The organism is Kitasatospora sp. NPDC127121 (assembly GCF_042677305.1).
Lineage (GTDB): Bacteria > Actinomycetota > Actinomycetes > Streptomycetales > Streptomycetaceae > Kitasatospora.
This window is the reverse complement of record NZ_JBHXTQ010000001.1, coordinates 406,417-425,698: the sequence shown is the minus strand read 5'-3', so window position 1 is coordinate 425,698 and position 19,282 is coordinate 406,417. Positions and strand designations below refer to the sequence as shown.

Below are 19,282 nucleotides of genomic sequence, written 5' to 3'. Positions count from 1 at the left end.
TGCACAAGGGCCGGGACTGGCTGTGACACTACGGAGGCGGGAGCCGGAGCGGTTGTACGTCAGTGCACGGGAAATGTCCCAGGAGAGAAGCGGAACTGACGATCTGTCAGTATCGGTGCTTCGCTGATGTACCCCGGCTCGATGCCCTCGCGGCGACGTTCTCGTGCTCCCGTGCCGCGCGACCCCCTGCTCATCGCGGTTCGGCGATGAGCAGCGGGCCGCGCGGGCGGATGGTGGCGGCGGTGGCGCTCTCCCGGAGGGGGGTGGCGGTGGCGGGCCTGAGCCGCAGGCGGGCGAGGACGGCTGCGGCGACGACGAGCATCTCGGTCCAGGCGAAGGACTCGCCGACGCACTTGTGGTGGCCCGCGCCGAAGGGGATGAACAGTCTGGGTGGGGCGTGGCCCGCAGGATGGCGCCAGCGGTCGGGATCGAATCGCAAGGGGTCGGGGTGGAGCCGCGGGGAGCGGTGCAGCGCGGTCGGGCTGAAGAGGACCTCCGCCCCCGGGGGCAGGAGGATGCCGCCGTACCGGAGTGGTGCCACTGCCCGGCGCATCAGGATCCAGTTGGGGGTGTGGAGGCGGAGGGTCTCGCTGAGCGCGTGCCCCGTGTGCTCCAGGCGCGGTAGGTCGCCAGGGGGCACGGCGCCGTCGGTGGCGACGGCGCGCACCTCCTCGCTCAGCTCGTCCTGCAGGTCCTGGTGCCGGGCGAGTTCGTGGAAGAACCAGGCGAGCGTGGTGCCGGTCGTCTCGGTGCCGGCCAGGAGCAGTGAGACCGCCTCGTCCCGGACTTGGGCCCGTGCCATGGCGCGGCCGGTTTCGTCGTCGCGGGTGGTCAGCAGCAGGGACAGCAGCGCGTCGTCCGGGCCCTGGTACGGGGCGGCGGCCTGGGCGATGATCTCGTCCACGACGGTGCGCAGGTCCCGGACCGCAGTGTCGAAGCGCCGGTTGGCCGGTACGGGCAGCTTTTCCAGCAGCGGTGACGGGTAGAGCGCCCGCTGGACGAATCCGGTGAGGACCACGGGCACGGCCCGGTCGATCCGGGCCTTCTGGGCGCCGCTCAGGCGGGTGGCGAACAGTGCCTCGACCACGATGTCCCGGGCAAGTCGGTGCATCCGCGGCTCGATCGGCGCGGCTCGCCCGGGCTCCCAGCGGGTCACCGCCGCCGCTGCCACGCGTGCGGTCAGGGCGGCGTACCGGCGGATGCTGTCGCGGTGGAAGGCCGGTTGGACCAGGCGTCGCTGGCGGAGGTGGAACGCGCCCTCGGAGGTGAACAGGCCGTTGCCCAGCAGGCCGCGGGCCTTGTCGAAGACGAAGCCCTTCTCGGTCTTCGCGGCGTCCCGAACGAGCAGCCGGTGGACCAGCTCGGGATCGGTGAGGACGTGAACCGGTCTGCGCCACAGGTGGATCCGCACCACCGGGCCGTGGTCGGCCAGCGACTGGAGGAAGGGTACGGGGCGGGTCAGCAGCGGGAGCAGGTGCCCGAGCAGCGGCAGGTGGCCCGGCGCGCACGGCGCGGTGCCGGGCGGGGTGTCCTCCTCGCGCATCAGTGCCCCGCCGCGGGGGCCGGCACGTCGAACCGGGAGGTGTGGCGGGACCAGTCGATGTGCCCGCGCAGCCACAGCCCGAGGCTGCGGGCGTAGGCCGAGGCCGCGCCGCTGCCGTCCGTGCGGATGGTTCGGCTCAGCTCGATGAACGCGTGCATCTCGGCGTCGCGCATGGCGACGGCGGACCGTCGGGCTTCGGCCGTGGAGCAGTGGTGGTGGCGGGCGAGGACCTCGACCAGGTTGTGGCGGCCCTGGCCGCCCGCGGTCTCCTTGGCGTGGGAGTACAGGTCGTTGTCCCAGCTCACCAGGTTCGCCGTGAGGTCCCTGAGCCTGCGCAGCGAAGGCCCGTCCGCCTCCGCGGCCGGGACTTCGTAGTCGGCGGCGATGTCGACCAGGGCGAGGCAGGTGTACGTCGCCCCGGCGTGCCTGCGCATGGCCACGTACTCGGACGGGCCCGGTACGGTGCCCGCCTCGCGGTTGGCGGCCTCCCACACCTGGGCGGAGAGGTAGTCGCGGACCGTGCACTCCCACCGGAACAGCTGTGACGGCGAGGCCTGTGCGGCGACCCGGTCCCGGATCTCCCGCAGGGCCGCCGCGTAGGCGCCGGCCGGTCCGGGCGCCTCGTCGCCGGGCGGCTCGGGGTCGATCACCCGGGCGAGGAGAGCGGTCGTGCGGGCCAACGGTCCGGGGCGGTGGCCGCGTTCACGGTCCTCGCAGTACCCGTCGTCGAAGGCGAAGAGCCAGACGTACCAGTCGGACAGCAGGCGCAGCATCTCGGCGGAGACCTCGGGGTTGGTCCGGGCGGCCAGGTGGCCGCTGCGCTGGCGCCCGATCCGGTCGGACTGCCGGAGCCGACCGTCCAGCAGCCGGTGGCGCGCCAGCCAGGCCAGGCTCTGCCGGTCGGCCTGTTCGGCGTGGGGGTTCGTCAGGGAGGGGAAGGGGCACCACAAGGCGTCCGGGGTGCTGTGTGGTTGCCCGTCGCGGAGATCGGTCATCGTTGCGCCGGCCTTCGTCTGGTGTGGGGTCGCAGCCGGCCTCCGTGCCCCGCGACGATCGCGTGGGGTCGCCCGGCCTGCCTGGGAGGCCGAAACTAGCCCTGCGCGGGGCAGGGGGATGGACTGCGCGCGCATCCGTCCTTGCCTCCCGGCGCACGGCTGGCCGTCTCGCCTCCTCAACAGCGGTGATGCGCTGACCGCTTGAGCTCGCCATCGTTTGCCGACGGCGGCGGCCCGCACGATCACGGCTCCACGGGCCCCTCCAGCACTGGGGTGGCGGCGTGCGAATTCCAGCTTCGGATCAGGCCGGTCGATCGGAGGTGTAGCGGGCGAACATGGTCTCTACGGCCTGCTCGACGGCGTAGCGGATGTCAGAGGCTGAGGGGTTCCAGTCGGTCAGCAGCATGCGGGGCCACAGGACGTAGTTGGCGATCATCCCGAGGAACTGGTTGGCGGCGCTCTCGGCGTCCGGGACGTCGGCGTTGCCGGCCTCGTGCTCCGACTCCAGGTAGTGCTGGACCGAGGTGAAGTAGGGCAGCTTGCCGAGTTGGAACTGCATCTGCCCCAGTTCGGGGAAGCGGGGCAGCTCGGCGATGACGATGCGGAACAGGGCTGTCATGCCGGGCCGGCCGATCAGGTCGGCGTAGCGGTGGCCGATGGAGGTCAGGCCGGAGCGCAGGTCTCCGGCCTGAGGGCGCGCGACAGTGTCCGCGGTGTCACGCTGCCAGGACTCGGTGACGATGGCCTCGAAGAGGGCTGCCTTGGTGGGGAACTGCTTGAACAGGGTGGACTTCGAGACGGCCGCCCCTTCGGCGATGCGGGCGAGGGAGGTTCCGTCGTAGCCGCGGTTCAGGAAGAGGTCCGTGGCTGCGGAGATGATCGCCTCGCGCTTCTGCTGGGCGAGACGGCGGTGGTGTGCGGAGAGCTCTGCTGCCATGCGTGCAGTATGCCCCAGATCCGAGGCGAGTCACTTGACTCGCCTCTTTTGCTGTGCCTACGCTGCAATGGAAAGGCGAGTCAACCGACTCGCATCTGATGGCGGTGCCCGATGTCTCTCTGGTGCCGTGCGATGAGGGAGCAGCTGATGACAGCCGACAGGATCGCTTTGGTGACCGGTGCGAACCGTGGCCTGGGCCGGAGTACGGCTCTTGCCCTGGCGGCGCGCGGGGTGCGGGTCGTGGTCACTCATCGCGGTGATGTGGCTGGGGTCGAGGAGACTGCGCGGCAAGTGCACGCTGCGGGTGGGGCTGCCGCTGTCGTGCGTCTCGACATCAGCGACGTCTCCTCTTTCGGAGCCTTCACTTCCGAGCTGAGCGGACTGCTTGAGCGCTGGGGGGCTTCGCGGCTCGATATCGTGGTCAACAACGCGGGGGTTGGCGTTTTCGGTCCGCTGGAAGCTGTCACGGCCGACGACTTCGACACGGTGTTCGGCACGAACGTGCGGGGCACGTTCTTCCTCATCCAGTCGCTCGTGCTGCTGCTGGCGCAGGGCGCCCACGTCATCAACGTCTCGTCGTCGTTGACTCGCCACACCAGTCCCGCGACCTCGGTCTACTCCGCCTCGAAGGCCGCGGTCGAAGCGTTGAGCCGCACTCTGGCCGCAGAACTCGGCCCCCGCGGCATCCGGGTCAACTCCATCGCCCCGGGGCCGACCGCCACCGACTTCAACGGCGGTGCCATGCGGGATGACGCCGAGATGCGCCAGGGTCTGGCCGGGCGGACCGCGCTCGGCCGCGTCGGCGAACCCGAGGAGATCGGCGACGCCATCGCCACGCTGGCCTCCGAGGGCCTGCGCTGGATGACCGCCCAGCGCATCGAGGTCTCCGGCGGCGCCCTCCTCTGACCAACCGGGCGAGCCTGTCTCGGGCCGCAGGCAACGCCTCGGCCGACACCGCTGGGTGATCAACCGCCTGGCTCGGCGGTTTCCGTCGACTGCACCGCCGCTACGAACGCAAGGCCGACCACTTCGCCGCCTTCGCCGGCACCGCCGCAGCCCCCATCTGCACCCGCCGACTCTCCACATGAGATGTCTTCTACGGGCGGTTGTGAGCGGACGGTCGCTGCGGCGGATCCCGCATGTCGTCCGGGCGCGGCGCGTTCTGCTCGCGGGCGGCCCGCAGGATCGCGCGGCGGATGGGTTCGTAGCCGGTGCACCGGCAGAGGTTGGAGCCGACCAGGGCGTCGACCTTCTCGGGGGAGTCCGCGAGGCCGGGGTCGGCCGCCAAGGCGCCGGCGGCGACCATGAGGAACCCCGGGGTGCAGAAGCCGCACTGCAGGGCGTGTTCGGCGGAGAACGCCCGCTGGAGGGGGTGGGGATCGCCGCCGGGCCCGGCGAGGCCCTCGACGGTGCCCATCGAACTCCCGTCGCACTGCACGGCGAACACGAGGCAGGAGCGGACCGCCTCGCCGTCCACCAGCACCGTGCACGCCCCGCAGACGCCGTGCTCGCAGCCCAGGTGGGTGCCGGTCAACCGGCATTCCTCCCGCAGCACGTCGGCGAGGATGCGGCGGGGTTCCACGTCGAGGCGGTGCGTCTCGCCGTTGACGGTCAGGGTGATCCTCATGCGCGGTCTCCGTCCGGCCCGGTGCGGCGGGATCGCAGGTCCCGTGCCGCCTGGTGCAGCGTCCTGGCGACCAGCACCGCGACGGCGTGCCGCTTGTACTCGGTGTCGGCGTACGGCTCCGGCACGGGGGCGGCGTCCTGCTGCGCCGCGATCCCGCCGGCCCGGACGAACGGGTGCCCGTCGGGCAGCCGGTGTCCGCCGACGGGTGCCCAGGCCTCGGCGCCGATCAGCGCCTGCTCGGCGGCGCGGGCCCGCACCGGCCGGTCGGCGCAGTTGGCCAGCCCGATCCGGGCCTCGGCGACCACCCCCTCCCGCACCGTCAGGGCGGCGGCGACCGCGACCTGGGCGAAGCAGAAGTGCGTACGGCGGTGCTCGGTGAAACCGACCCCGGTGTCGCCGTCGAGCAGCGGGAAGGCCACCGAGGTCAGCAGCTCGTCCGGTCGGCGAGCGGTCAGGTGCGGCCCCTGGAAGTAGTCCCGGGCCGCGACCGTGCGCGTGCCCAGCGGGCCGGACAGCTCGACGTCGGCGTCCAGGGCGGCGCCCACGGCGCACCACTCGGAGGCGGGGTGCGCCCAGGCGAAGCTGCCCGCCATCGTGCCGCGCGAGCGGACGGGAGGGTGGGCGATGTGGACCGCCGCGCGGGCGAACAGCGCGCCGAGCGGGCCGGGGACGGCCCGTGCCGATTCGAACGCGCGGTGTCGTACCAGGGCGCCGACCCGCAGGGTGCCGCCGTCCGGGTCGATCCGGTCGAGTCCCGGGACGCGGTTGATGTCGACCACCAGCCCGGGGCGCACGCGGTGCAGGCGCATGTCGAGGATCAGGCTCTGCCCGCCGGCGAGCACCTGGGCCGTCCCGTCCGCGGAGCTGAGCGCCTCGACGGCCTCGGGTACCGTGCGCGGTACGGCGTAGTCGAAGGCGGCCGGCTTCACCGAGCCGCCTCCACAAGCTTCGGGGCACGGGCCGCCCGCCAGACCGCGTCCGGGGTGAGCGGCATCTGCAACAGGTCGGGGTCGGCGATCCGCAGCGCGTCGACCACGGCGTTGACGACCGCGGCCGGAGTGCCGATGCAGCCCGACTCGCCCGCGCCCTTGGCGCCCAGCGGCGTGCCCGGGCCCGGCGTGCAGGTGTCCCTGACCTCGATGGCCGGCACTTCGGTGAAGGTCGGCAGCAGGTAGTCCAGCAGCCCGGAGGCCAACAGCGGTACGCCGTCGTCCCGGTAGGGGATCCCCTCGTACAGGGCCTGGCCGATGCCCTGCACCGCCGACCCGAAGGCCTGCCCGCGCACGATCACCGGGTCGAGCTGCACGCCGCAGTCGTCCACGGCCACCACCCGCAGCAGCCGTACGGTGCCCAGGTCGGGATCGACCTCGGCCACCGCCGCGTGGGCGCCGAAGGGGAAGGCCATGCCCGCCTCGAACCGGTCGTCCACCCGCAGCGGCCCGGTCGCCCGCACCAGCTCGGCCAGTCCGATCGCCCGCGAGCCGCCACGGGCGAGGCGCGCGGCGCCGTCGGACCAGTCCACGGCCTCGGCGGGAACGCCCCACAGCCGCGCGGCCCGCTCGCGCGCCTCGTCGGTCAGCAGGTGCGAGGCGTGCCGCAGCATCGCGCCGGCCACCTGGGCGGAGCGGCTGCCGAAGGAGCCCATTCCCTCGGGCTGCTCGTCGGTGTCCCCCTCGACCAGCCGGACCCGGCCCGGGTCCACGCCCAGGGCCTCGGCCACCAGCGCGGGGAAGACCGTCTCGTGCCCCTGGCCGGCGGGGGCCGCGCCGCACCGGACGAGGACCGTGCCGTCCGCCGTGGCCTCGACGCCGCCGAACTCGTGGAGCCCGCCCGGCTCCCCGCCGGAGCGTTCCACGTAGCAGGACAGGCCGATGCCCAGCGGCAGGGCGTCAGGGTCCGTTCGGCGCCGGGCCTGCTCGGCCCGCCAGCCGCGGTAGTCCAGGGTCTCCAGCGCCAGGTCCAGCGCGGCGGCGTAGTTCCCGCTGTCGTAACACCGGCCGGTGGGCGTCCGGTACGGGAACCGGTGCGGCGGGATGAAGTTGCGCCGCCTCAATTCGGCCGGGTCGATGGCGAGTTCACGAGCCACCTGGTCCATGGCCCGCTCCAGTGCGATCGCCGCCTCCGGTCGGCCGGCACCGCGGTACGGGTACGTCACCATGGTGTTGGTCAGCACCGAGCGGACGGTCGCGTGCACCTGCGGGGTCGCGTACGGGCCGGTGGCCATCAAGGCGGTCTGCATCGGCAGCCCGGCACCGAGCTGAGGGTAGGCGCCCACCTCGGCTTCAATCTCCAACTCGTAGGCGAGCAGCCGTCCTTCGGCATCGGCGGCGAGCCGCACCCGCTGGTCCTGCCCCCGGCCCCGGGAGGCGGCCGTCATCGACTCCAGCCGGTCCTCGATCCACCGCACCGGCCGGCCCAGCCGCACCGCCAGGTGGGCGACCACGACGAACTCCGGCCACGCCGCGCTCTTCGACCCGAACGCCCCGCCGGTGTCCGGGACCACCACGCGTACCCGGTCGACCGGCCACCCCAGCAGCGCCGCCAGTTCGCGCCGCAGCCGGTGCGGCATCTGGTGCCCCGACCACACCGTCAGCCGACCCCCTTCGGGCACGGCGAGGATCGTCCGGCACTCCATCGGGGAGGGCAGCAGGAGCTGCTGGCGGTAGCGGCCCTCCACCACCACCGCGGCCCGCCGCCACACCGAATCGTCGATCGGCCGCCCGGCCTCCCCGCGGAAGACGGTGTTGCTCAGACCGTCGAACAACCGGACCGAGTCCGTCGCCGCCGCGTTCGCGGTGACCACCGCGGGCAGCGGGTCGACCCGGACGGACACCGCCGCCGCCCCGTCCTCGGCCCGGTAACGGTCCTCACCCAGCACCACCGCCACCGCCTCGCCCACGTACCGCACCCGGTCCCTCGCCAGCGCCGGCCACTCCCGGCCGGCCACGGCCTCCTCCGTGGACAGCCCGGCCAACAACGTGTACGGCACCGCCGGAAGCCCCTGGAAGCCGGAGGCCGCCGTCCCGGGCGGGCCCGGCTCCGACAGATCCGCGCCGGACCAGGCCCCCACCACCCCCGGCACCTCCCGGGCGGCCGCGCAGTCCACCCCGCGCAGCACACCGTGGGCCACGCCGCTGCGCACGAACGCCGCGTCCAGACAGCCCGGCACCTCGATGTCGGCGACGAAGCGGCCCCGGCCGGTGAGCAGCCGCTCGTCCTCGCGCCTGGTCCACTGCTCCACGACTGCACCTCCGCGACTCGTACCGCTCACAGGGGAGTTGGCCGCCGCGCCCCGGTGTGCGGGCGCCAACGGCCGTACCCGCTCGGGTGTACGTGGGGAGCCCCACCGTACGGGCCGCCCACCCTGGTGCGCGGGCAACACGCGGACCGGTCCCTACCCGCATCCGGTCGACGGGAACCCCACGGCCCTGTCCACAGGCGCGTTCGGTTCCGGGGCCGTGTCCACGGCGGGCAACTCAGAGGGCCGGCGGGGCGAAGTCGCTCAGTGCACGGTCAGCAGGATGCAGCCGTCGCCGCCCCGGGCGCCGGCGTACCCGTGCCCTCCCCAGCTGCCACCGCCACCGCCGCCGCCACCTGCCCCGATGAAGAACAGCTCGTGATCGCGGGTGCCGGGAGGCAGGACGCAGCCGTAGTCGCCCGGCGTGTGGTACGCGGTGGTCCCCTTGGCGCAGTACGTCACCGACGGCTGCGCGGCGGCGTCCGAGGCCGCCACGCCGGCCATGACGAGCGCGAGAACAGAACCGCAGATCACGGCTGCCCGATGAATCCTGATCACGAGATGAACCCTTCTCTCCTTCTTCGTGCGAACCCGGCTCGACGATGCCGTGCCGGCGGTGTTTCCGTACGGACCCGGTCATTCGCCGGGACGATGGCCCTTCACCCGGCCGAGGGCGCCGGGGCTGCCTTCCCCGCCTGGCCGGCCTCCTGGTCCGTGCGCCTGACGGCCTCGGCGTCCGGTGTGGGGGTCAGGGGCACCTTGGTGTCCACGAAGACGACCTCGCTGTCGATGCGGTCGCCCGGCTTGCGTTTCTTGGCCAGCTGTTCCTGGAGTTCGGCGGGCAGGCCGTGGTGCAGGCCCTGCGGGACGAGGGACATGGTGGCCGGGGCGACGGGCACGCCGAGCACGGTTCCGTTGTGGAAGAACGTGAACTCGTCGTAGTCCGCGTTGCGGTGGTAGGGCGGGAAGGGTTCCGAGTCGGGAGCCGATTCGAAGGGGCGGGGCAGGAAGTTGCCCACCATGAAGGTGGATGTGGCGAAGACGGCGTAGGCGGACGGCATGACGTGGATGCGGTCGCTCATCACCGGCCGGTAGTCGCGGATGTTCATCTTGAACGGGAACAGGTCGCCCGACCATCCTTCGACGTCGATCGGGTCGGAGTCGAAGACGATGGTGGCGCGTTCGCCGCGGAGCTTGACCCGGACCGGCCACTGCCCGTCCTCGTCGCGCCCGTCGCCCAGCTCGTCCAGGGCCGGGGAGGGCACGTACAGCAGCCCGGGGTCGAAGGGGGCGCGGCGGCCGAACGCGCCGGTGTCGGCGAAGCCCAGTTCCTCGGTCGACTCGATGACGAGGAAGTAGTTCTCCGGTCCGGCCGGGCGGATGCGGTAGGTGACGCCCTTGGGCACCAGGACGTAGTCGCCGGGCTCGTAGGGGATGGGTCCGAACTCGGTGTAGAAGGTGCCGGTGCCCTCGTGTACGAAGTACAGCTCGTCCCCGTCGGTGTTGCGCACCGAGTAGGGCATGTTCGCGCTGCGCCGGCTGACGTGGAGGGACAGGTGGGGGTTGTGGAACAGCCGCAGCGGGACTCCGCCGGCACTGCCGTGGTCGGTGGGCTCCAGCAACCGCCCGTCGTAGTTGCGGTTTCCCGCGCTCGCCTCCGCGTGCCTCCAGGCGGTCGGCTCGCTGCGCCGGTACAGGTAGGCGTCGCGTCCTTCGAAGCCCTGCCGCGTGAGCATGTCCTCGTACAGGCCGCCCAGTTCGCGCCGTCCGGTCACGGCCTGGCGCAGTACCCTTCCCCGGCTGTGGTGAATCCAGGATCGCATCGGCCTGATGTCCATCTGCCGTTTCCCTTCCGCTCCGTCGGACTTGCTTCCCCGACGATGCGCGATGACGTCCCGTACAGGAACGCCGTGGGGATACCCGTACCGGCAGGGAGACGTTGCGGTTCATCCGGCGCCGAGGAGGGAGGCGAAGGCCGCGGCGGTCTCCTCGTCGCCCGGCAGCCACAACTGCAGCCAGTGGTTGGCCTCGCCGACGAACAGGACCTCCACGCGCATGTTGAGGTCTCCGGCCTCGGGGTGCCGGACGCGATTGCTGATGGGCCGCCGGGCGGCGACCGTGTGGGCCGCCCAACGGGCCGCGAACTCGGGAACGGCACGCACGTCGTCGACCAGGTCCTTGAACGCGCAGTCGGAGCCCCAGTCGGGCTCGGCGGCCCGCAGCCAGCCGACCGCCCCGTCCGCCGTCGCCGCCCAGGCCGCCTCATCAAGGATCCGGCGCGCCATGGGGTGCAGGAAGTGGTAGCGGATGAGATTGGGCGGGGTCTTGTCCAGCACACCCATCGGCGTCGCCATCACCTCCCACGACCGGTTCCAGGCCACGACGTCGTAGACCGGCCCGAGCAGGCACGCCGGGTTCGGGTCCAGACGGTCCAAGAGGTCGCGCACGCCGGGGCGCGGATCCTCACCCACCGGCGGGGGAGCGGGAAGGAGCGGGGCGCTGTGCTGCCGCATCGCCAGCATCGCCAGGTGCTGCTTCTCCTCGACGGACAGGCGCAACGCGTCGGCGAGCGCCGCGAGCACCGCACCGGACGGATTGGTGTCCCGGCCCTGCTCAAGGCGTTCGAGGTACTCGACGCTCAATCCGGCGAGCGTGGCCAGCTCCCCGCGGCGCAGCCCCGGCGTGCGCCGCCGGCCATGAGAGGCCAGGCCCACCTGCTCCGGCTTGAGCCGCTCCCGGCGTGAACGCAGAAACGCGGCCAAACTGCTCTCGTCGGTTGTCATACGAGCGAAACTCCTCTGAATCCGGCCCGCCGGGAGCGGGGGAGCCCCACAGCGCGGCGGGCTGTCTGGAAGGACAGTGGAAACGCCTCAGGGGCCGCTGGAGAGCCCACCCGCGCCGGTGGACACCTGTGCCTGACCGGGAAGCCCGAAGGCCCGAACCCTCACCCTTCAACGAGGTGCGCCGTCAGTCGGTGTCCGGGGCGCGGTCCTGGTTCTACCGCAGGGCGCGGAGTGGATCGAGGTGGTCCGCATCGACCCTGCCCCACATACACGCTTGCACCTACGTCCTGAAGCAGGACCTCGCTGTTCAACTGTCACTCGGACGACGGTTCACAGCCGAACATCGCGTCCGGCACGTTCACCGCGAACGGCGCCGGAACGGGCGACTGCAACGGGACCGTGACGGGGGCCGGCACCGCCGTGATCACCTGGCTGGGCGCGAACGGTAACACCCTGGGCACCTCCAACATCGGCACCAACGGCATGTAGGAGGGCCAGAGCGACGCGAAGGACAACGCGGTCACGTCCCACGCTTCGGCTTCGTCGCGCACCGCCTGGTCACACCAGCCGGGAGAGCCGCCCGGCGTCCCCGTCCCTACTTGTTCGGGACGCCATCCCGGTCCGCGCCGTCCACACCCTGAGCCCGGCACGGCAGCCGTCCGCTGGTTCAGCCACCGCGATCCGGGAGCCGGCCGCGCTGCCGGCGCTTCGTGTGGCCGGGCGTGGCCGGGGTGGCTACCAGGTGATCAGGATGTAGCCGTTGCCTCCGGGGTCTGCGGAGGCGTTCTGGGCGTTGGCGCCGCCGTTGCCGGGCTGGTCGTCGGGGCCGGGTGGGTTCTGGCCGCCGTCGCCGCCTCTGCCACCGCTGCCACCGCCGGTGCCGTTGGTGCCGGCGCCGCCCTGTCCGGTGTCGGCGGGCGGGGTGACGCCGGTGGGCAGGGTGATCGTCGCGGGGGTCCCGCCCGTGCCGCCGCTGCCGCCCGTGCCGCCGAGCGATCCTGCTCCGCCGCCGCCCGGGCCGCCGATGGGGACCGCGTTGGCGCCGCGGCCGCCGTTGCCGGCATCGGCGCTGGCCGTACCGCCCAGGCCGGATCCGCTGGAGTGGCCGGCGGTTTCGACGAACGGGGCTCCGCGTCCGCAGCCGGTCGACTGCGGACGGCCGCCCGCGACCGAGACCCCGCCGGTCCCGCCCGCGGCGCCGCTCCCACCCGCGCCGCCCGCTCCGCCGAGCGATCCGGTGGAGGCTTCTCCGCCGGTGCCTCCGCTTCCGCCCCGGCCCGCGCCGCCGACCACCCCGGCGTCACCGCCGTTGGCGTTCGCCTTGATCTTCGCCCCGGAAAGACTGATGAGGGCGGTGTACTCACCGACGGATGGCCTCGTGGCGGCGGTGCCCGCGCTGCCGGCGGCGCCGGGCCTGGCCGGCTTGAGGGTGGCACCGGCTGCACCGCCTCCGCCGCCGGTGCCGCCCACGCCCTGGTCCCGCGGGGCGCCGCCCGCGCCGACGCGGATCAGGAACTGCTCGCCCGGGGTGACCGGAACGGCGGTGCACACCAGGGACGCTCCGCCTCCTCCGCCGCTGCCCCCGCCTCCTCCTCCGCCGCCGGCCCCGCCTCCGCCGCCCCCGCCGGTGGCGTCGCCGAGGAAGGTCCAGTTCCCGCCCCCGCCGCCGCCTCCGCCGCCGCCACCTCCCCCGCCGGGCGCGCCGCCGCCGCCCGCGCCGAGCAGGTACAGGTCCAGCGAGGTGACACCTGCGGGCACCCTGAAGCTGTTGAGGCCCGTCCGGGTGAATTCCTGCCGGCCGTGGGGCTGGTCGGTCAGCGCGAGGGGCCCGCCTGCGCTGGGGGCGGGGTGAGCGGGGGCGCCGGCGCCGAGCAGGCAGCACAGCGCCACGGGCACACCGAGCAGCGCACGCCGACAGCGCGGCGCGGACACCGGCAGAGCGGCCGGGACGACGGGAAGCGGTGAACGAGTGGCACCGCAGACGGGTCCACGCGGAGCGTTGGATCTCATGGCAAGATCGTGTGCGATCTTCGGGTGCGGCGCCAGCGCGCCACCTCCGAACGGCCCAGGACGACGCAGCACGCGAACCACCCCGCAGCTCAGGCGCCCCGGCCACCGCCGAGGACTTCCTCAGAACCGAGCCGAGCAGCCCCGGCGACATCGGTGAAGCCCAGGTCGGCGATCGCCAGGTCGACATGGGCGGCACGGATCAGACGATGAGTCAGGGCGCGGCGGGCCGGCTGCGCCAAGCTCGACCCCGAGCAGTGGGGCCCGATCGCGGCGCCCGGCAGCGCCGAGGACCAGGAGCTGGCCGGTGCGGGCAGGCCGGCCCTGCGGCTGCCGGAGGCGGGTCAGCTACCGCTGCCGGCCCGGATCCAGTCGACGTAGTTTCCGACGCGGGTGTAGATGCCGGGGTAGCCGGGCCGCCCGCATCCGAGGCCCCAGGAGACGATGCCGACCAGGGTGCCGTTGGAGGTCAGGGGGTCGCCGCTGTCGCCTTGGCAGGCGTCGTTCCCTCCGGCCGGTGTTCCGGCGCAGATCATGTTGGTGGTGACTGCGCCGCCATAGGTCGTGTCGCAGGTGAGACGGTCGACGGTCTGGACGCTCGCGACGTGCAGAGCTGCGGGGAGCGAGCCGCCCTCGGTGAGAGTGCCCCAGCCGGAGACGGTGCCCTGCGAGCCGGGCTCGGCGTCACTGCCCTGGGCGGGCAGGGTGACGGGCTGGGCATCGGTGCCGTACTGGACGGGAGAGGCGAGTTCCAGCAGGGCGATGTCGTTCTCGAACGGGACCAGCGGGTCGTAGTCAGGGGGAGTGACCACCCGGTCCACGGGGACGACGGCGCCGCCGGAGGCGGCGTCAAGGGAGCCGTAACGAATCGAGTACCCGGTCGGGACGAGCGGGTCGAGGCAGTGCGCGGTGGTCACGACGTGGGTCCGGTCGATGATGGTGGCGCCGCAGAGCAGGCCGCCCTCGGGGTTCTGCAGCACGACTTCGTAGGGGATCTGCCCGAACGCGGCGGGTGTGCCGCCGATGACGGCGGCCGCGGGGCCGACCTGTCCGGCCATAAGGCCCGCGGCCGCCGCGAGCACTGCCACGGCCCGTGTCACCACCGTCCTCCCCACTGTTCTTCCCGCTCTGCTGTTCCGTCCACCGCAGGGGGCGGCGTTGCCTGTGTCACGCATCTGATACCTCTTCAACTCTGTTGGGGCGGCAAGCTGCCACCGCACTCAGGTGTTCCCCCCTCAAGGTCTGACCGCCACCGCCTCACCTGTACGACCCATGTGCCACCCTGTCACCCTGGGCAGTGGTGAACGACATCGGATCGAGGCGGCCGCGAAGGCCGGTCAGAAGTCCGAGATCACCCCACGCCCCTCTTGTAAGGCATCTCGACTGAACCCCTACCACCCCGGCCCGGGATGCCCGCCCACCCCAGGACGGCGAAGGAGAGTGCCAGGCTGGCTCCGGCGACGGCAAGGGGCAGCAGGGCGGCCGTCAGGCTGCGGATGAAGAGCAGCAGCAGGATGAACAAAGCCGGGAAGAGCCAGAGTTCGGCGCGTGAGGTCCTCGTCCACGGCGTGGTCGAGGTCGGACTGGACCGGGGCCCAGGTCGGGGCCGCAGCACGGGCCGTGGTAGCTCGGCCAGGAGGTCTTCGAACCGGGTGGCGTGCGGCAATCAGCCGGCGTTGGGCTGGACGGCGCTCGACTTCGCCGATGCGAGGGCCGCCTGGCCGCCGCGGCTGGCCCTGCTACTCGGTACAGGAGAGGCCGGTGACCAGGTCGCTGGAGACGGCCTCCCCGGCGACGCCGGCGACCGGGACGCAGGTGAGGGTGACCTGGTCGGAGCGGCGGACGATGGTGAAGGTGGTGCTGATCGTCCCGGAACTGGGAGCGCCGCCGGACGGGACGCAGTTGAGCACCCCCTCGCCCAGGGGGCCGACAGTGGTCACGTCGTCGCAGGCGTAGGAGGGCGTGGCGGCGTAGGCGGGAGCGGCGGCGAGGGAGAGCATGGCGGCGCCTGCCGCAGCGGCGGCCACGGTGACGGCGGCGGCCCGCCGTACTCGGCGGTGGACGGAGAAGGAGAACAACGTTGGCCTCCTGGCCTGTAGGTCCGTGAGGACGATGATGATGACGAGGGCCCGGCCGAGATGACAGCGGGTCGTCGCTCACAGGATCACCGCTGCGCTCATCGCGCGCCACTGTACCGGGGCCCTCCGCCACGGCGGTTGCTCCGTTGGGCGGTTGGGGGATCGATGCGGCGATCCCGGTGGTGCGGAGGCGGCCCGGGGGCCGTGGTAGGCGGCGGTCGTGGCAGTCCGGGGTGCGGGGTGCCCGCAGGGCGCGTGCGGGGCCGCGTCGCTGTCCGCGCTACGGCGCGCCGTCGTTGTGCGCTCCCTCCGCGCCGACGTTCCGTGTCATCGTAAGTGCACAAAGCAGATTGAGGTTCCCTCGTCCGGAGGTTCGATGAACGCCGTTCCGTCCCGATTCGCGCTCTCCCGTCTCGTCGGCCTGGCCGGGTCCATGGCGCTGGCCTGTGGGCTCCTGCTGGCCCCGGCCGGCGCACCGGCTCACGCTCAAGGGCTGCTGGACGTGCGGTGCGAGGGCACGTTCACCAGCGAGTACACCCCCGTGCTGACCAGCCGGCCGCAGGACGTCAGCATCGCCAACCAGAACTCCTACGCGACGTGCGAGGCGGGTCTTCCCGGGACGAGCGCGACCACGAGCGCTGAGCCGGGCGAGACCTGCGTCAACCTGCTCCACGCTCTCGCCCCGTTCGACGAGACCATCACCTGGAGCGACCAGAGCACCAGCGCCGTGCACTGGACCTCCGTGGAGGACACCGGCGGCGCCGCCACCTTCACCGGCACCGTCACCGCCGGCCGCTACACGGGCGACACCGCCGAGAAGATCCTGGAAGCCACCGACATCACCGGCACCAACCCCGAACTGTGCCCGTTCGGGGACGGCACCATCTCGGGGGCCAGCGGCCTCGTCACTCTCACCCTGACCTCACTGTGACAAAGCCCAGCCCAGTCCAGACCTGAGATCGAGAAGCCGTTGCGCCTCCGGCGCGGCTCGTGGGTGACGAATCCATCGGAGCGTCAGGATGCGGGACGCGGGGACGCGGGGGCGGGGGTGCGATGGTTCGATGCCGGCGAGCCGCGCTTCGACGACTGCCTCCAGGGCGCAGGCGTAGCCGTCGTGTTCGGTCTCGATCCGGAAATCGGCTGTGACCGTGCCCATCGCGGCCGTCCCAATCCTGGCGGTTCCGGCGCCGCGCGGCGCCGGAACCGGCGCCTCCCTTTGGTTCGGGTGACGGTGGTGGTGCGTCTGCCCGGGGCACACGTGCTCACCGTGTCGGGCACAGCGATGGCGAGTCGTGTGGTGGTGGATCAGGTGATCCATCGACGGATGTGTGCCTTCGGGTGCCGTTCGCTTCGTCCCGGAGAGAGATGGAGGGTGTCATGGCAGGGTCGGCAGAGGGTGCCGCGAGGCTGCGGTGGGTTGTCGCGGGTGTTCCCCTCGGGTTGGGGTGCCTGTTGGGTGGCGGTGTGCCTCCCGCTGTGGCGGCCCCGGTCGGCGGGGCTTCCGCAGTTGCGGTCCGAGCGTCGGGGCAGGGGCAGCAGGAGTACACCACGCCCGGGCGGTACCGCTTCCGGGTGCCGGCGGGGGTGACCGCTGTGACCGCGTACGTGGTCGCCGGGGGCGGTGCCGGCGGCGTCGGCGGCGGTGGGGGAGCCGGTGGTGGTGGGGGCGGTGGGGGGAGCTACGTCCTGGGTCCTGCCGGCGGTGGCGGTGGGGGTGGGGGAGCCGGTGGAGGTGGAGGTGCCGGTGGCGGCGGTGGCGGCGGGGGTTCGTTCGCGTCCTGCACGCTCGCTGTCCAGGCCGGAGAGCAGCTCGTGGTCCTCGTCGGGAGCCCTGGGACGCTGCTGCGCGAGGGCGCGGGCGGTGCCGGAGGATCCGGAGGAAGGGCCGACTCCCTCTTCTCTCCCGGCACGAGCGGCACCGCGGGCACGGCGGGCACCAGTACGTTCCTCGGCAATCTCTCGGGCGGACCGTCCTTCGTCTCCGCCCTGACCAGCAAGGGACGCGCCGCGGCGCTCGGCGGCCTGCCGGGCGAAACGGGTGGCAGCGGCGGGGGTGGCGGCGGCGGTGTCCGGGGCGAGCGGGCAGGCGGCTCCGCCGGTGGCGTCGGCGGGCTGGGCGGTGCCGGAGTCCCGGGCGGCAGTGGCGGCGCCGGAGCAGCGGGCGGCAGGGTCAATTCCTGCACGGGTTCCAGCCCCGTCCTGGCCAATGGCGGCGGCGGCGCTTACGGCCGGGGCGGCCAGTCCAGTTCGACCGCGCGCGCCGGTGGCACCGGCAGCGCCGGTCGCGTGGGGAGCGGCGGCTCGTCCACGGGCGGCGGGAGCGGCGGTACCGGCGGCCAGGGCGGTGCGCCCGGCCAGTCCTCCGTGGCCCTGCCCATCACCCTTCCAGCCGGTGTCGGCCAGGGCGGTTCCGGCCTTGACGGCGCGAGCGGCGGAGCCGGAGGCGTTGGAGGACACGGAGGCGGCCCCGATCCCAGTCCCGGAAGCCAGGCCGGTCAGAGCGGCACCGCCGGAGGGGCCCCGGCCACCAGTGGCCACAACGGCGGACCCGGCTACGTCCTGCTCACCTGGTAACAGCTGTCACCCCCGAACGTGGTCCCGCTTCGGGTGCGGACCGCGGGCCGGGCGGGGTCTGCCCGGGGTCGGCTGAGGTCAGGTCAGCCTGGAGACAGCGGCGCGGTCTGCGGTGCCTGTCGCCACAAGGTGTGGTTCGTCCACAGGGAACCATTCGGGCAGTGGCAGTGGCAGTGGCAGTGGCAGTGGCAGTGACAGCGGCTGCCCGGCGGTCGGCCGCGATCGCGATGGCGAGGTGGCCGGCCCAGGGTACTGCGGATGCCCCGTCAACGGTGGCGGTGTGGTGGGCGGCGGTCGATGCTCAAAGCGGGGCCGGTGCCAGGGCCGTGGCGGCGTGGGTCGTCCCCTTTTGCGCGTTTCCGCGTCAACGGACCCGAAAGGCAGGACGACGTCATGGCCGGACAGAGTGGAGAGCCCTCTCGTTTGCGGCGGGCGGCGGTGGGCGCACCGGCGTTGGTGGGTGGCCTGGTGATGATGGCCGGTGTGTTTCCGGCCTCGGCGGTCGCCGCCGGAGGGACGCTCCCGCGCGTAGCGCAGCCCTCCGGGCAGAAGGAGTACACCCGACCGGGAGACTTCGCCTTCTATGTCCCGGCGGGGGTGACGTCGCTGACCGTCTATGTGATGGCGGGCGGTGGCCCCGGCGGTGTGGCCGGTGGGGGCGGTGGAGGTGGTGGCGGCGGCGGTGGCGGGAGCTACACGTTGGGGCCTGCCGCTGGTGGTGGCGGTGGTGGTGGTGCCGGTGGGGGTGGCGGTGGGGGTGGTGGTGGCGGTGGCGGCGGGTCCTTCGTGTCGTGCACGCTCGCCGTGAAACCGGGAGAGGAGATCTATGGCACCGTCGGACGGCCGGGGAGCATCGTCAGCGGGGCAAGGGGTGGCGGCGCGGGGTCGGGCGGTAGGGCGGACTCCCTGTTCTCGCCCGGGCAGGACGGTACCCGGGGTGGGGCAGGAAGCACCGCCTACACCGGGAACATCAAGGGCGGGCAGTCGGTGGTCTACGCCGTGGTGAGCAGGGGACTCGCGGAGGCGTTCGGCGGCGAGGTGGGCGGAGCCGGCTCCGGAGGCGGGGGCGGGGGCGAGGGCCTCCGCGGTGAGCGGGCCGCCGGCAGCAGGGGCGGCGTCGGAGGGCTTGGCGGCAGCCTCTCGGCGGGCGGCAGCAGCGGCGGCGGGGCAGCCGGCGGCAGGGCCAACCGCTGTACCGGGACCGGGGCCGTCCTGGTGGGAGGCAACGGGGGCAGTTCCGGTCAGGCCGGGACATCCAGCTATGCGGCGCGGGCGGGCGGCACCGGGATCGCAGGTTCGGTAGGCAGTGGCGGCGCGGCAAGTCAGGGCGGTGACGGGGGCTCCGGTGGGTCGGGCGGCGCGGCGGCGCAGCCTCCCGCTTCCCTGCCGATCACTCTGCCTCCGGGCGTCGGCCAGGGCGGCACCGGGGCTCCCGGCGGCGCGGGCGGCGCGGGCGGCAATGGCGGCCATGGCGGAGGGCCGAACCCCAGCCCCGGAAGC

At 73.1% G+C, this 19,282-nt stretch carries 16 protein-coding genes and 1 pseudogene; 3 read left to right on the top strand and 14 right to left on the bottom strand.

Features of this window, described 5'->3' with window-relative positions; genetic code table 11:
- Positions 1-190: 190 nt before the first annotated feature.
- The 3 genes from ACFVHI_RS01710 to ACFVHI_RS01700 all read right to left on the bottom strand — a co-directional run bounded on the left by ACFVHI_RS01710 (position 191) and on the right by ACFVHI_RS01700 (position 3,475).
- Positions 191-1,543, bottom strand: coding sequence for a cytochrome P450 (locus tag ACFVHI_RS01710; protein ID WP_380334661.1), 1,353 nt, complete (start codon positions 1,541-1,543; stop codon positions 191-193).
- A complete protein-coding gene (locus ACFVHI_RS01705; protein WP_380334658.1) occupies positions 1,543-2,538 on the bottom strand; it encodes a hypothetical protein in 996 nt (331 codons plus the stop codon). Before ACFVHI_RS01705 ends, ACFVHI_RS01710 begins: the two co-directional genes overlap by 1 nt.
- Positions 2,539-2,839: 301 nt before the next feature.
- Positions 2,840-3,475, bottom strand: coding sequence for a TetR/AcrR family transcriptional regulator (locus ACFVHI_RS01700; RefSeq protein ID WP_063352069.1), 636 nt, complete (start codon positions 3,473-3,475; stop codon positions 2,840-2,842).
- A 147-nt stretch (positions 3,476-3,622) separates the two neighbouring features.
- Between ACFVHI_RS01700 and ACFVHI_RS01695 the strand changes: the two genes are divergently transcribed.
- Complete coding sequence (locus ACFVHI_RS01695) at positions 3,623-4,381, top strand: SDR family NAD(P)-dependent oxidoreductase (RefSeq protein WP_380334655.1); 759 nt, start codon at positions 3,623-3,625, stop codon at positions 4,379-4,381.
- A gap of 31 nt (positions 4,382-4,412) precedes the next feature.
- A pseudogene (locus ACFVHI_RS01690) lies at positions 4,413-4,563 on the top strand (IS5/IS1182 family transposase); the annotation flags it as partial.
- A gap of 8 nt (positions 4,564-4,571) precedes the next feature.
- Here the strand turns inward: ACFVHI_RS01690 and ACFVHI_RS01685 are convergent.
- From ACFVHI_RS01685 to ACFVHI_RS01635, 11 genes are all read right to left on the bottom strand, one after another.
- A complete protein-coding gene (locus ACFVHI_RS01685; RefSeq protein WP_380334653.1) occupies positions 4,572-5,102 on the bottom strand; it encodes a (2Fe-2S)-binding protein in 531 nt (176 codons plus the stop codon).
- The gene (locus tag ACFVHI_RS01680) at positions 5,099-6,031 is read right to left on the bottom strand and encodes an FAD binding domain-containing protein (protein ID WP_380334651.1); all 933 of its coding nucleotides are present in this window, start codon (positions 6,029-6,031) and stop codon (positions 5,099-5,101) included. The genes ACFVHI_RS01685 and ACFVHI_RS01680 overlap by 4 nt, the downstream gene beginning before the upstream one ends.
- A complete protein-coding gene (locus ACFVHI_RS01675) occupies positions 6,028-8,343 on the bottom strand; it encodes a xanthine dehydrogenase family protein molybdopterin-binding subunit (protein WP_380334648.1) in 2,316 nt (771 codons plus the stop codon). The genes ACFVHI_RS01680 and ACFVHI_RS01675 overlap by 4 nt, the downstream gene beginning before the upstream one ends.
- A 261-nt stretch (positions 8,344-8,604) precedes the next feature.
- Complete coding sequence (locus ACFVHI_RS01670) at positions 8,605-8,898, bottom strand: hypothetical protein (protein ID WP_159398668.1); 294 nt, start codon at positions 8,896-8,898, stop codon at positions 8,605-8,607.
- Between the two features lie 101 nt (positions 8,899-8,999).
- Positions 9,000-10,163 carry a homogentisate 1,2-dioxygenase gene (locus ACFVHI_RS01665; RefSeq protein ID WP_063352720.1) on the bottom strand — a complete coding sequence of 388 codons (1,164 nt, stop codon included), beginning with the start codon at positions 10,161-10,163 and terminating at the stop codon, positions 9,000-9,002.
- 123 nt (positions 10,164-10,286) lie between these two features.
- Positions 10,287-11,123 carry a helix-turn-helix domain-containing protein gene (locus ACFVHI_RS01660; RefSeq protein ID WP_063352065.1) on the bottom strand — a complete coding sequence of 279 codons (837 nt, stop codon included), beginning with the start codon at positions 11,121-11,123 and terminating at the stop codon, positions 10,287-10,289.
- Between the two features lie 314 nt (positions 11,124-11,437).
- The gene (locus ACFVHI_RS01655) at positions 11,438-11,674 is read right to left on the bottom strand and encodes a hypothetical protein (protein WP_063352064.1); all 237 of its coding nucleotides are present in this window, start codon (positions 11,672-11,674) and stop codon (positions 11,438-11,440) included.
- Positions 11,675-11,858: 184 nt separating this feature from the next.
- On the bottom strand, positions 11,859-13,019 hold the full coding sequence (locus ACFVHI_RS01650) for a hypothetical protein (protein WP_063352063.1): 1,161 nt from the start codon (positions 13,017-13,019) through the stop codon (positions 11,859-11,861).
- Positions 13,020-13,474: 455 nt separating this feature from the next.
- Positions 13,475-14,218, bottom strand: coding sequence for a serine protease (locus tag ACFVHI_RS01645; RefSeq protein WP_380334644.1), 744 nt, complete (start codon positions 14,216-14,218; stop codon positions 13,475-13,477).
- Between the two features lie 263 nt (positions 14,219-14,481).
- Complete coding sequence (locus ACFVHI_RS01640; RefSeq protein WP_380334916.1) at positions 14,482-14,745, bottom strand: MMPL family transporter; 264 nt, start codon at positions 14,743-14,745, stop codon at positions 14,482-14,484.
- Between the two features lie 124 nt (positions 14,746-14,869).
- Positions 14,870-15,208 carry a hypothetical protein gene (locus ACFVHI_RS01635; RefSeq protein ID WP_063352062.1) on the bottom strand — a complete coding sequence of 113 codons (339 nt, stop codon included), beginning with the start codon at positions 15,206-15,208 and terminating at the stop codon, positions 14,870-14,872.
- Between the two features lie 376 nt (positions 15,209-15,584).
- Here ACFVHI_RS01635 and ACFVHI_RS01630 point away from each other — a divergent pair, with 376 nt between their 5' ends.
- A complete protein-coding gene (locus tag ACFVHI_RS01630; protein ID WP_380334641.1) occupies positions 15,585-16,139 on the top strand; it encodes a hypothetical protein in 555 nt (184 codons plus the stop codon).
- Positions 16,140-19,282 lie beyond the last annotated feature (3,143 nt).